Origin of the sequence: Niallia sp. RD1 (genome assembly GCF_024219955.1) — a bacterium.
In the GTDB taxonomy this organism is placed as follows: domain Bacteria; phylum Bacillota; class Bacilli; order Bacillales; family Cytobacillaceae; genus Niallia; species Niallia alba.
Genome location: NZ_CP100420.1, coordinates 4,655,628 through 4,669,056, shown reverse-complemented (window position 1 = coordinate 4,669,056; position 13,429 = coordinate 4,655,628). Strand labels below are relative to the sequence as shown.

The following is a 13,429-nucleotide window of genomic DNA, read 5'->3' as shown; positions in this document are numbered from 1 at the left end:
ATAATTAAAGTGGAACTTTAACGATTGAAGAGAACTACAATTATTAATTTGTGGGATAAATAGGTAACGAAAACAGACAAGTGCTTCCACAATAGACTGTCTGTTTTTAATAGGGGACATATTTTATAGAGAATAGAGGGGAATTAATGCACTATTACGGAACTTCAAAAGTGAATGATGCAGGTCATCTTGAAATCGGTGGTGTAGATACGCTGCAATTAGTCGAAAAATTTGGAACACCAGTATATGTATATGATGTGGAATTGATTAGGGAAAGAGCTAGGGGATTTAAGCACACCTTTGATCAACTTGGAGTAAAGGCACAAGTTGCTTATGCAAGTAAAGCTTTTTCAACTATTGCAATGGTTCAATTAGCAGAAGAAGAAGGCTTGTCATTAGATGTTGTTTCTGGTGGTGAGTTATATACAGCAATAGCTGCTGATTTTCCTGTAGATAGAATTCATTTTCATGGGAATAACAAAAGTAAAGAAGAACTGTTGATGGCGATTAACTATCAGATTGGCTGTATTGTTGTCGATAATTTTTATGAACTAGAGATGCTTCAGCAATTATGTGAAGAAAAAAAGACAAAAATGTCTATTCTTTTAAGGGTAACGCCAGGTATTGAAGCTCATACGCATGATTATATTTTAACAGGACAAGAAGATTCAAAGTTTGGATTCGACTTGCAAAATGGTCAAGCAGAGAAAGCTTTGTTAAAGGCTACTAAGTCTCCTTTTGTGGAAGTTTTAGGACTGCATTGCCATATTGGCTCACAAATCTTTGACACAACAGGATTTGTCCTAGCTGCTCAAAAAATAATGGCGCATTTAATAGATTGGAAAGTAAAACATGCATTTGAATCAAAGGTATTAAATTTAGGTGGGGGCTTTGGCATTCGGTACACGTCGGAAGACCATCCAATTCAGCCAGCTGAATATGTGGAAGTGATTATAAAGGAAGTAAAAGAACAAGTAAGCAATCTCGAAATGACGATGCCTGAAATATGGATTGAGCCAGGGAGATCACTCGTAGGAGATGCAGGAACGACTTTATATAAAATTGGATCACGAAAAGAAGTACCTAACGTGCGGAATTATTTAGCTATAGATGGAGGTATGAGTGATAATATTCGTCCAGCTCTATATCAAGCTAAATATGAAGCAGTTCTTGCGAATAAACCTTTACAAGCTCCAGATGAAACAGTTTCGATTGCAGGAAAATGCTGTGAATCAGGAGATATGCTTATTTGGGATTTGCCTTTACCAAAAGCGGGAGACAACGATGTACTTGCCGTATTCTGTACAGGCGCTTACGGTTATTCTATGGCAAATAATTATAATCGTATCCCAAGGCCACCAGTTGTGTTCGTGGAAAATGGCGAAACAAAATTAGTGGTGAAAAGAGAATCGTTTGAAGATTTATTACGATTAGATTTACCTTTTAAAGAAGCAGCTTCATTAAAAAAATAAGTATTAAAAAAGGGAGTCAATGAGACTCCCTTTTTTAATAGTGGATAGTTAAGCAAATTAAGAAAAGAAAGATTTGATTGCATCCACAATGCTTGCAAAAACTTCTTTAATCTTTGCTAAAAATCCTTGTCCTTCTTCGCTATCCAAGTAGCCAGTTAACTTATCTTTCGCTTCGTTTAATTGATTACCGACTTGATTCCAATCGATGTTAAGTTCTTTCAGCTTATTAAAGAAAGAAATAAGACTCTGTAATTGTTCTTCGGTTAGTGTGATATTTAGTTCCTTTGCTGAATCTTGAACAATTGTTTGAACCTCTTCTACTGTTTTTGGTTTTTGCTCTGCTATTTGCTCTTTAATTTTAGCCATTAAAGCAGTGGCTTCTTCTTGTCCAATATCTTCTCCTAAATTTGCTGTTTCTACCATCTCTTCATTAGCAGCTTGCTTTACGTCTTCTGGGATAACTGTATCAGTTGACACTTCATATGCTTTGATAATTCCTGTCAGTGCTGCAGTACCTGAAACTTCAATAGGTGCTGTGATATAAATTTTTGCATCTTTTACCCCTGCAGTAATGAGGGCATTAATATACATCTCATCGGTAACCCAGTTTATATTTTTGGTTGTTACTTGAATACCGGTACCTTTGTCCCCTATTGTAATGGCAGAGGAAGAGATTGCTCTAGTACCAATTAACGATTTTGAAATATAGTTTCCTAAGTATTGATGCTCTTCTTGATTGGAAACAGTAATAATTTCTGCATTTTCTGGTGCTTTCATTTCAGTTAATAAAAGCTGCTTTTGTTCCTCTGTTAGGTTTTCTCCAAGGGTAATAATCATATCTCCAGCGGCGACATCCGCATAAGCTGGAATCGGTATTAATAGTAAGAATGCAAGTACCATAAGTAAAAGTTTATTTTTTTTCATTCAATTCCCTCCTGTTTTTCCGACTGCTGTACTAGTGTAAAAGTAGTGCCTATACAATCTTTTTAAAGTAGGACAATATAACGTCATGTAAAGTAACTACACCTAATAGACGTATCTTAACGGTAATAGGTTTCCTATTTATCATAATGTTTTCTTTCCCTTTATTATTCACCATAACTCCTAAAAAAATAAAGATTTGTGTAGCTTTTTGTGTTTATATGCATATTTTATATAGTAGTAAATAGATTTTATTTTGAAGAAGTATTGATTGGAGCTTGTTTTAGGTAGAATAATGTGAGATTCTCTTTGTAAAAATATACTTGCATGAATAATGGCGAGGAGGAACGAGCAGAGATCGAAGATAGGTCCTTTAAAACGAATTATTCTCTCCATTTATCCTAGATTTGAGTAATAGGATGCAAAATATTGATCCTTACTTTTTGTACCTTTTAGGGTATTTTGACCTAGGAAGCGATGAATCCTAAAGCGGATAAGATTTTCATTGAAGAATATCGCTAATTTATGTATGATAGAACCAATAACATATCTCCTATTTTTTCGGGGCGGTCCTAATAATTCTTACAAAAAGGGAAGAGGATGATAAAAAATTCGTTTCAGTTTCGTTGCAGATGAATATTTTTTTATTTAACATCAAGAAAGATTGATTGAATCTTATTTTGAATGGGAAAACTGTTAGTGAATATGTTTTAAAAATGATGAGGGATATTAATGATTATTCGATATAAAAAGGCATTTGAAAAGATTGCAATGGGTTTACTATCTTTTATGCCTGCAGAAAAGGATTTAAAAGTATTACAACAAACAATTAAACAATATGAGTCGGAAGAAAATTGGCAGTTATTTTTATGGAAAGATGAAGAAGATATTATTGGTTTAATCGGTGTTATTTTTGAAGATGAATCTTCTATCACCATTCAGCATATATCTGTCAATCCCTCTCATAGGCATCAAGGGGTTGGGAAGGCTATGGTACAGGCGGTAAAAGGGCTTTATCCTAATCGAACGATGAAATCAAATGAGTTAATTGTAAATTTTTTATCTAAGTGTAATGACGGAGTTCAAGTAGATAAATAGAAATAAGAGGCTTTTTCTAGGTGGATTAAACCAATTACATTGGTTTCCCCAAGGAAAAGCCTCTTTTTACTGTAGAACCAATGAATAAATCTTACCATTGTCTTTTCTTTTTCTCGAGTGCTTGTTCGCGCTCTTTTATAACGATACTTCTATCACGCATAACATGTCGGTGAACGATTTCCAAAGGAATTGGCTCACTTTTTTTCCATTTCATCCCCATGGAATGTGCTAATTGAGCACATTTTCTTTCTAACTGTGGGTCAGAAATAGGTAAATGATATGGAAAGAAGACCTGCTTATTTTTAATACAATCCTCTTGATTCTTTAATAAAAGGATTATTCTTGTATCATCAAGACCTAATTCTCTTATTGCCTCTTTTTTCTTTTCCAATAGTTTTCTGCTCTTTTGTATCGTTTTTTCGGCGCCCATAAAATTTTCTCTGCGGTGATGGTAGCAAGAGACTGCTATAAGAATAAATCCTACCCAAATAGACTCTTTGTTACGACTATCAACCTTTTTCCAAAAATCTTCTAAGATCTCATGACATTCGAAAAAGTCTTGATCACCATGAAAATGAACAAGAAATTGCATATATTCCGTTGGATACATATTCTTCTCCTTTTTCTTTTCCAATAGTTTTTATTAACAACCGATTATATGTTTGTTATTATAGCGATAAATGCTAAAAAAAGTAATGATAACACTTAAATAGTGAATTGGTTGATTTTTCTGTTTGATAACTATTGTTTTTCTTTAATATTAATACTATCATTATTAAGTTAAGGGTATTCTAATAGGATTTGGTGAGAATGATGCATTATAATGTGAAAATTGATAGTTTTGAAGGACCACTAGATTTGCTTCTTCATTTAATCAATAAATTGGAAATTGATATTTATGATATTAACGTGGCAGAAATTACAGAACAATATTTAGATTATGTTCATGCTATGCAAGTGTTACAATTGGATGTAGCAAGTGAATTTTTGGTGATGGCAGCGACTCTTTTAGCCATTAAGAGTAAAATGCTCCTACCAAAGCATGAAGAAGATTTACTTGATGACGATTTAATGTATGAGCCAGAAGAAGATTCACGGGAAGAACTAATTGAAAGATTAGTAGAATATCGTAAATTTAAAGAGGCGGCAGACGATTTAAAAGAGATGGAATTAGAAAGAGGTCTTATTTTTACAAAACCTCCAAGTGATTTATCGGATTTCAGCTTAAATAAGGAAGAAAATGCAAAACAAGAGTTAGATGTTTCTTTATATGACATGTTAGCAGCTTTTCAAAAATTACTGAAACGAAAAAAATTACAGGTGCCATTAGCGACAAAAATCACAAGACAAGAAATACCAATAGAAAATCGCATGGAAGAAATTGTTGGGTTCTTAAGAAATAAAAAAGGGAGAATATCCTTTGATGAACTTTTTCCAATTGCGACAAAATCACATATCGTAGTGACATTTTTGGCAATTTTAGAACTTTTAAAGCGCCGGCAAGTATTTGTGGAACAGGAAGGAAACTTCGCAGATATTTTTGTAATGGGAAAGGAAGTTGAATAAAAGGTTGAAAGTGAATGACTGGAAAGCAATCGTTGAAAGTCTCTTATTTGCTGCAGGAGATGAAGGATTAACAATTAAGCAATTGATGCATGTGTTAGAAATGGAACAATTAGAGGTAGAACAATTAATAGATGAGCTAATTAAAAGTTATCGTAAAGATAAAACAAGAGGAATTTCTATTATTGAAATTGCTGGTACGTATCAATTTGCAACGAAGAAAGAGCATTCTGATTATCTGAAAAAATTAGTGGAATCTCCGCATGCTTCGACTTTATCACAAGCTGCTTTAGAAACGTTGGCAATCATTGCATATAAGCAGCCAATTACACGTGCTGAAATCGAAGAAATTAGAGGCGTTAAAACAGAAAGACCGCTTCATACCCTATCAGCAAAGGCACTAATTAAAGAAGTTGGTAGAGCAGAAGGAGCAGGCAGAGCAATACTTTATGGAACAACAAAAGAGTTTTTGGACCATTTCGGTTTAAAGAATTTAGGGGAACTGCCTCCGTTAGCAGAAAAAGAGGAAGAATTTAATCAAGAAGAGGCTGATTTATTTTTTGAATCTTTTCAGCAAATAGAAGAGTAAGAAGGAGTATCTAGGCAATAGCTTAGATACTTTTTTATTTGTATTGCTATTGTCCAACTAATTTTATTAACGAGTTTAGGGATGCATCCATTTTAAAGACATGATGCTCATCCTTTTGTCATACCTTTTATAAGAACGATTTTGGAAAGAATGGAGTTGACATATAGATGAGTAGTTATAATGAATATGTTAGAAATGTGTTGATTTGGAATCAGGAATTAAAAAGTTTATTAGAAGCGGAAGCAGTTCAAAAGGAAGAAAGTATTTGGAAAAGGCTTGATAAGTTTTCACAGTTAATGGAAGGTGTACAGAGACGACCAATTGAAACAGAAGAATTAATTAGAATACAGCATGAAGCAGAAAATCTTCACGAACAGATGGAAAGCTATTTTGCACAGAGGCAGCAGATTGGAACGATATTTATGAAGGAACCAAACGTTGCAGCAGGGAAGCACCAATTACCTAAGTTACCTTACGCCTATGATGCTCTAGAACCTTATATCTCCAAAGAAATTATGGAGTTACATCATCAAAAGCATCATCAATCCTATGTAACAGGACTAAATAATGCAGAAGAAAAGCTGAAAGCAGCAAGAAAGAATAAGGACTATGCACTTGTAAAACATTGGTCTAGAGAACTTGCTTTCCATGGTTCGGGGCATTATCTTCATACTATCTTTTGGAATAACATGAGTCCAAAAGGTGGTGGCGAACCTAAAGGGATATTGATGGAGGAAATAAACAATTATTTTGGGAGCTTTACAGCATTTAAGGAGCATTTTACAGAGGCTGCTAAAGCAGTAGAGGGCGTTGGTTGGGCACTTCTAGTATGGTCTCCAAGAGCAAGGCATTTAGAAGTTCTTCAATCTGAACGACATATGCTGTTAACCCAGTGGGACACGATTCCCCTATTAGTACTTGATGTTTGGGAACATGCTTACTATTTGCAATACAAAAACAATAGGGGAGAATATGTAGATAATTGGTGGGATATCGTAAACTGGAAAGATGTTGAAAATAGATTTTTAAAAGCAAGTGAACTGAAGTGGAGACCTTATTAAAAGAAACAAATAATCAAAAAAAATAGTTTGATTATCTTCATCTTTCAGATGCAGCCATATTATATGGGCTGCATATTTTGTTTTACAAGTGAAGTGTTAATTTATCCGACTCTTAACGGACAGTAAGACTCCCTCCTCAAACTTAAGTAAAGGTCCGATTAGTTCAACTAACCATGAGTGGGGGAGGAAGGAAAACACCCACTCGTGGAAGTTTCACTTTATTAGTCATATGTCTGTCTTTTTTTTCATAAACTTGTACAAACCATAAAAGGAGACGAGGTTGTGTTAAATGAAATTACGTAAACTTATTATTCTTACGATCATTACCTCCATTCTGTTTCTTGCTGTTCCACAAAAAAGCAGTGCACAAATGTACGTCAATGCGCAAAGTGCTATCTTAATGGAACAAGATTCTGGACGAGTTATTTTTGAGAAGGATGCACATACGGAGCGAAGAATTGCTAGTATTACAAAAATAATGACAGCATTACTTGCAGTCGAGTCGGGGAAATTAGATGAAACCGTGACTGTTAGTAACAATGCAATAAAAACGGAAGGGTCGTCCATCTATTTAGAGGCAGGAGAAAAAATAAAACTAGAAGATCTTGTATATGGATTAATGCTCCGTTCTGGAAATGATGCTGCAGTTGCAATCGCAGAAACAGTGGGTGGAAGCTTAGATGGTTTTGTCTATTTAATGAATCAAAAGGCAGAAGAAATTGGTATGAAGCACACTCATTTTGCTAATCCTCACGGACTTGACGATCATGAAGACCATTATTCCTCAGCGTATGATATGGCTTTGCTTACCCGTTATGCAATGAATAATGATACATATAAAAAAATTGCTGGCACAGAAAGCTATCGTTCGGAAAGTTCAAATAATAAGTGGGATCGTGTTTGGAGAAATAAGAACAAACTATTAACGAGTCTTTATGAATATTCGACTGGGGGCAAAACTGGCTATACAAAGAGAGCGAAAAGAACGTTAGTTAGCACAGCTGAAAAAGATGGAGTTGAATATATAGCAGTAACTTTAAATGATCCAGATGACTGGGATGATCATATAAATATGTTTGAAACAGCCTTTAAAGAGTATAAAAAAGTTCAGGTTCTGGAGGAAGGGAAAATAAAATCGGTTAAAAATAAATTTTATAAGAATAAAGTTTATATCAAATCCGACATAGAATACCCTGTTACAGACAAGGAAGAAGATCTATTTAAAGTAGAATACAGTCTGTTAAAAGTTAAAAAAAATTGGCAAAAGAATCAAGAGTATGTGCCTGAAATTGTTGGAGAAGCAAAAATCTATTTAGATGGTAAGCTTGTTGATCGTACACCGATACATTTTAAGCATGATAAGGCAAAGGAATCAAAAAGCTTTTTAGATTATTTTAAGAACATGTTTTTGGCAATGACTGGGGTTGGCAAGGATGGTTAATTATATTTGGGCAGCCCTAGCTATTATCGGTATTGTGTTCGCAGCAATAAACGGAACGATGGATGAAGTCAACAAAGCAATATTCTCAGGAGCTAAAGAAGCAGTAACCATATGTATTGGGCTGATTAGTGTTCTTGTCTTCTGGCTCGGAATGATGAAAATAGCAGAGCAGGCAGGATTATTGCGAAAGCTTACTAACTTATTTAGACCATTTGTAGCAAGACTTTTTCCAGAGATACCAAAGAATCACCCTGCAATGGGATATATCTTGTCAAATATGATGGCAAATATCTTTGGGTTGGGAAATGCAGCAACACCGTTAGGAATTAAAGCAATGGAGGAATTGAAACGATTGAATGGGGGCAAGAATACTGCAAGCAATAGTATGATTACCTTTCTTGCCCTAAATACTTCAAGTATTACATTAATTCCAACAACAGTAATTGCAATCAGGATGAATTACCATTCTGCGTCTCCGACAGATATAGTAGGACCAACCATTATTGCCACCATTTTCTCTTGTATAAGTGGAATTTTGATTGATCGCTATTTTTATCATAAGAGAATGAGAAAAGGGTGACATGAGATGGAGATTGTATCATTAATTTCATTGTGGATGATTCCTTCCCTCATAGGGTTTATTTTGTTGTACGGAACATTTAAAAAGGTACCCACATATGAAAGTTTTGTAGAAGGTGGGAAAGAAGGAATACAGATTGCTTTCTCTATTATCCCTTATTTAGTAGGAATGCTTGTTTCCATATCTATATTTCGAGCATCTGGAGCATTAGAATATTTTATGAGTTTTCTTAAGCCAGTCTTAGATTTTATCGGTGTTCCGTCGGAAGTAGCACCACTTGCGATCATTAGACCAATATCCGGAAATGCAGCATTGGGGATGACAAGCGATTTAATTGCTACCTATGGACCAGACTCGTTTATAGGAAGGCTCGCCTCTGTTATACAAGGAAGTACCGATACCACCCTTTATGTATTAACCGTCTATTTTGGAGCAGTAGGAATCAAGAAAATGGGAGACGCCTTAAAAGTAGGATTACTAGCAGATCTCGTAGGATTTATTGCAGCAATAATAGTAGTAACTTTAATGTTTGGAAAATAACTAGCCCGTGTCTTAGGATAAAGTTTGTAAGTAAACTTTATCCTAAGACATTTTTTGTTTTTTTCATTGAGCATTTTTTTCGATTAGCACTAAAAAAAGGTTTGCGACAGAGAAAATACTCAGCAAATTGGATCCATGAAGACTCCTACGGGAATAGCAAAAAAGGCGAGGTTGCCGCAAAAATATTCAGGTTTCAGGTTAGAATGATAAATAAAATGTAAAGAGTCTTTGGAAGGGAAAATCGTTAAATGTAAATCAATTGCCTCTTAAATCAAAGATTTCTTTGAAATTTCATCAATTTATGTCATAATTCATAGGAATGGCAAAAAAAGAACGATCAAGCGTTTTGAATTAGTCTGTTTTCTAATAAATTGTTACTAATAGAAGAGGGTATATAACTTTAGAAATATGTTATAAAAAACGATCAATCATTTTTTACTGTTGAGAAATTGGATGAGGTGATATAGATGGAAAGACTACAAAAAGTAATTGCCCATGCGGGAATTGCATCAAGAAGAAAAGCAGAGGAATTAATTGTTGAAGGAAAAGTAAAAGTAAATGGAAAAACAGTGAAAGAATTAGGGGTGAAAGTAGGTTCTAATGATAAAATTGAAGTAAATGGCATCCCTGTTGAGAGAGAAGAACCGGTTTATTTTATTCTATATAAACCAAGAGGCGTAATCTCAAGTGTTAATGATGATAAAGGACGAAAAGTTGTCACTGATTATTTTTCTGAAATTGAAGCAAGAATTTATCCGATAGGACGCTTAGACTATGATACATCAGGCATTATTCTTTTAACGAATGACGGAGAATTTGCAAATATTATGATGCATCCAAAAGGAGAAATTGAAAAGGTATACGTTGCAAAAGTAAAAGGTATTCCTGCTCGTGAGAAAGTAAAACAACTTGAAAGAGGAATTATGCTAGAGGACGGTAAAACTGCGCCTGCCAAAGCAAAAATTCTTTCTGTCGATAAGAAAAAAGGAACAAGCATTGTGGAATTAAAAATTCATGAAGGAAGAAACCGTCAAGTAAGAAGAATGTTTGAAGCAATTGGAACACCTGTTATGAAATTAAAAAGGGAGAGATACTCTTTCTTAAACTTAAATGGCTTACAGCCTGGTGACGCTCGTGAACTCACTGCACATGAAGTGAAATTGTTAAGAGCAGAAGCTCAAAAGAAAAAGGGCTAAGGTACAATTTTAATATTTGCAATATGATAACAACAGAAATATACGAAAAGTTCATAAAAGTGTCACATTTGCTTATGGATGATAACAATATCTACATGATAATAATGCTATAATAATTGTGTCAGATAAGATAAATTCACTTATATAAATTACTATTTAACTGGAAAAAACGCAGTATAAATATGAGTCCATTTGATGAATAAGCAAAAGAAATTAAGATTTATTTATACATGCACCAAGCGAAACAACAAGTCGATTACAAGTTTCGTGTATTTTTGTTAGGAGGTATGAACGATGGAGAAAGAAATTAAAATCCTTGTGGTAGATGACGAAGAAAGAATTAGACGTCTTCTAAAAATGTACTTAGAAAGAGAAGAGTTTGTGGTGGAAGAAGCGGAAGATGGAATGAGCGCCCTTTCTAAGGCATTAAACACAGATTATGATGTTATCTTACTCGATCTGATGATGCCTGGGAAAGATGGTATGGAGGTATGTAAGGAGTTAAGAGAAAAGAAAACTACTCCTGTAATCATGCTTACTGCTAAAGGAGAAGAAGTAAATAGAGTTCAAGGATTTGAAGTTGGAACGGATGATTATATCGTAAAGCCATTTAGTCCAAGAGAAGTAGTTTTGCGAGTGAAAGCTCTGTTGCGTCGCTCTACAAAAACGACATTTGAACAAAGTGATAGTTCTTCAAAGGATGTTATCATCTTTCCAGCTTTAACAATAGATCATGATGCACATCGCGTATTGGCAAGTGGGAAGGAAGTGGGCCTAACTCCAAAGGAATATGAATTGTTGTATTTCTTAGCTAAATCACCAGATAAAGTATTTGACCGGGAATTATTATTAAAAGAAGTATGGCATTATGAATTTTTCGGTGATTTAAGAACAGTAGATACACATGTGAAACGATTAAGAGAAAAACTCAATCGTGTTTCAGAAGAAGCGGCTAGCATGATTGTAACTGTTTGGGGAGTAGGCTATAAGTTTGAGGTTAACAATGGATGAAATTTTGGCGAAGCGTAGTATTTAAGCTTTGGATCACCTTTTTATTACTAGTTTCCGTAGTACTAACGATTTTAACAATCATGCTTCTTGAGTATTTTGAACAATACTATAAGGAGCAAACAGAAACGGAATTAACCAATACAGCCACAAAAATATCCGAAATTATGAAAGAGCATAATAATCAAACTAGATTGGAAATTGTGCGGGAACTTTTGGATCCTTCAACAGGAGCAATTATTGTTTCCGCTCCAGATCAAGTCTATTATTACCCAGAGAGTCGCATGCAGGAACTTTCCTATTCTTTCATTAAGGGAAATGAAGCTTTAAATAACGTGATAACAAGTAATAAGACAGCGGTCGTTATGACAAAATTAAACAATAAAGACAATATACCTGAACAGGTAGCAATTGTGGGGTCTCCTCTTCATGTGAATGGGGAGGACGGAGCTGTTTTTATCTATCAGTCCTTACAATCGATGAATGAATCTAAACAATCCACAGCAAAATTCATTGTTTTAGCTGCCGTAATTGCCATTATTTTAACGACGATATTTGCCTTTTTCTTATTAACAAGAATCACTGCCCCGTTAAGAAAGATGCGAGAAGCGGCATTTGAAGTAGCTCAAGGTAATTTTGCGGCAAAAGTTCCTATCATGGCTCAGGATGAAATTGGTGAACTTTCGATTGCATTCAATGAAATGGCTAGAAAATTAAATTTTAATATGAATGCCTTAAGCCAAGAAAAGGAACAGCTAGACAATATTTTAAGTGGAATGGCAGATGGTGTGCTAACACTTAATCGAAATGGCGGTTTATTGCTTACCAATCCGCCTGCTGAAAAATTTCTACAGCATTGGTATTATGAAAAAGGCGAATTGAGCGATATGCAAGCTCAAATACCGGATGAATTGCGGAAATTATTTCAGCTTGCAGTTCATACAGGTAATGAACAAATAGATGAAGTAACTTTACAAGGTAGGAACTGGGTCATGATTGTTAGTCCTCTTTATAACAAAAAGGATATTAGAGGAGCAATTGTTGTTATTCGCGATATGACAGAAGAGCGTAAGCTAGATAAACTTCGAATTGATTTTATTGCAAATATATCTCATGAACTCAGAACGCCGATAAGTATGTTACAAGGGTATAGTGAGGCAATTGTGGATGATATTGCTGAATCAGAGGAAGAAAAAAGAGAAATGGCTCGGGTAATCTATGATGAGTCCTTACGAATGGGGCGTCTAGTTAACGAATTTTTAGATTTAGCCCGAATGGAAACTGGCTATATTGAGCTGAGAAAGGAACCAATTGATCTATATCCATTTATCAACCGAGTAGCTAGAAAGTTTAATGCAGTCGCTAAAGAGAAAGAAATAACGCTTACTGTCTCTGTTACCGAAGATATTGGAGAATATGACCTTGATCCAGATCGTGTCGAGCAAGTTTTAACCAATATAATGGATAATAGTATGCGACATACGCCAAGTGATGGAACTGTCTTTTTACGAGGTAGATCGGATGATTATGGAGTATATATAGAGATTGAAGATACGGGTTCTGGTATTCCTGAGGAGGATTTACCATATGTGTTTGAGCGTTTTTATAAAGCGGATAAAGCAAGAACAAGAGGGAATGCTGGGACAGGCTTAGGATTAGCTATTGTCAAAAATATTATTGATGCACATGGTGGCGATATTTCTGTTTATAGTAAATATGGTCGAGGAACGACATTTTTTATCTTTTTACCTCGAAATAGAGAAGAAAATTAGAGAAAGTGCCGATTCTTCTTGATTCACGCGAAACAATTTAACATAATAGAACGTATGGGGTGTCTTAAAAAGATTTTGACCCTACAAGCTATTTTTCCATTTTGTATGTATAATGTTTTTGCATACAGGTATAACTTGTGAGGTCAAACTTTTCTGGACTCCTTTTTTATTGTGTTTTTACGAAGGGA

Annotated in this window: 13 protein-coding genes; 11 read left to right on the top strand and 2 right to left on the bottom strand. The window is 34.8% G+C overall.

The annotated features are described in order from the left end of the window. Window positions 1–146 precede the first annotated feature (146 nt). Entirely contained in the window at window positions 147–1,472 is a 1,326-nt protein-coding gene (lysA, locus tag NKG37_RS22530; RefSeq protein ID WP_254415357.1) for a diaminopimelate decarboxylase, read from the top strand. Between the two features lie 57 nt (window positions 1,473–1,529). Here the strand turns inward: lysA and NKG37_RS22525 are convergent, their stop codons facing one another. Continuing rightward, complete coding sequence (locus NKG37_RS22525) at window positions 1,530–2,396, bottom strand: DUF1002 domain-containing protein (RefSeq protein ID WP_169188791.1); 867 nt, start codon at window positions 2,394–2,396, stop codon at window positions 1,530–1,532. Between the two features lie 729 nt (window positions 2,397–3,125). Here NKG37_RS22525 and NKG37_RS22520 point away from each other — a divergent pair. Then, a complete protein-coding gene (locus NKG37_RS22520; protein ID WP_016203172.1) occupies window positions 3,126–3,491 on the top strand; it encodes a GNAT family N-acetyltransferase in 366 nt (121 codons plus the stop codon). Window positions 3,492–3,582: 91 nt separating this feature from the next. On the opposite strand, the gene NKG37_RS22515 is transcribed toward NKG37_RS22520, so the two are convergent. Continuing rightward, the gene (locus tag NKG37_RS22515) at window positions 3,583–4,101 is read right to left on the bottom strand and encodes a DUF309 domain-containing protein (protein ID WP_169189697.1); all 519 of its coding nucleotides are present in this window, start codon (window positions 4,099–4,101) and stop codon (window positions 3,583–3,585) included. A gap of 203 nt (window positions 4,102–4,304) precedes the next feature. On the opposite strand from NKG37_RS22515, the gene NKG37_RS22510 reads away from it, so the two are divergent. From NKG37_RS22510 to NKG37_RS22470, 9 genes are all read left to right on the top strand, one after another. Further along, window positions 4,305–5,057: a segregation/condensation protein A gene (locus NKG37_RS22510; protein ID WP_169189696.1), complete on the top strand. Its 753-nt coding sequence runs from the start codon at window positions 4,305–4,307 to the stop codon at window positions 5,055–5,057. A 4-nt stretch (window positions 5,058–5,061) separates the two neighbouring features. Further along, complete coding sequence (scpB, locus tag NKG37_RS22505) at window positions 5,062–5,643, top strand: SMC-Scp complex subunit ScpB (RefSeq protein ID WP_101730939.1); 582 nt, start codon at window positions 5,062–5,064, stop codon at window positions 5,641–5,643. Window positions 5,644–5,810: 167 nt separating this feature from the next. Further along, window positions 5,811–6,704, top strand: coding sequence for a superoxide dismutase (locus NKG37_RS22500; RefSeq protein WP_016203169.1), 894 nt, complete (start codon window positions 5,811–5,813; stop codon window positions 6,702–6,704). Window positions 6,705–6,993: 289 nt separating this feature from the next. Next, window positions 6,994–8,145, top strand: coding sequence for a D-alanyl-D-alanine carboxypeptidase family protein (locus NKG37_RS22495; protein WP_016203168.1), 1,152 nt, complete (start codon window positions 6,994–6,996; stop codon window positions 8,143–8,145). Then, the gene (locus tag NKG37_RS22490; RefSeq protein ID WP_016203167.1) at window positions 8,138–8,725 is read left to right on the top strand and encodes a nucleoside recognition domain-containing protein; all 588 of its coding nucleotides are present in this window, start codon (window positions 8,138–8,140) and stop codon (window positions 8,723–8,725) included. The genes NKG37_RS22495 and NKG37_RS22490 overlap by 8 nt, the downstream gene beginning before the upstream one ends. A 6-nt stretch (window positions 8,726–8,731) precedes the next feature. Next, a complete protein-coding gene (locus NKG37_RS22485) occupies window positions 8,732–9,265 on the top strand; it encodes a spore maturation protein (protein WP_016203166.1) in 534 nt (177 codons plus the stop codon). 467 nt (window positions 9,266–9,732) lie between these two features. Continuing rightward, window positions 9,733–10,461, top strand: coding sequence for a 23S rRNA pseudouridine(2605) synthase RluB (gene rluB, locus NKG37_RS22480; protein WP_016203165.1), 729 nt, complete (start codon window positions 9,733–9,735; stop codon window positions 10,459–10,461). 294 nt (window positions 10,462–10,755) lie between these two features. Beyond that, a complete protein-coding gene (locus NKG37_RS22475; protein WP_016203164.1) occupies window positions 10,756–11,472 on the top strand; it encodes a response regulator transcription factor in 717 nt (238 codons plus the stop codon). Continuing rightward, window positions 11,469–13,241 (top strand): ATP-binding protein, encoded by a 1,773-nt coding sequence (locus NKG37_RS22470; protein WP_169188790.1) that lies wholly within the window; start codon window positions 11,469–11,471, stop codon window positions 13,239–13,241. Before NKG37_RS22475 ends, NKG37_RS22470 begins: the two co-directional genes overlap by 4 nt. Window positions 13,242–13,429 lie beyond the last annotated feature (188 nt).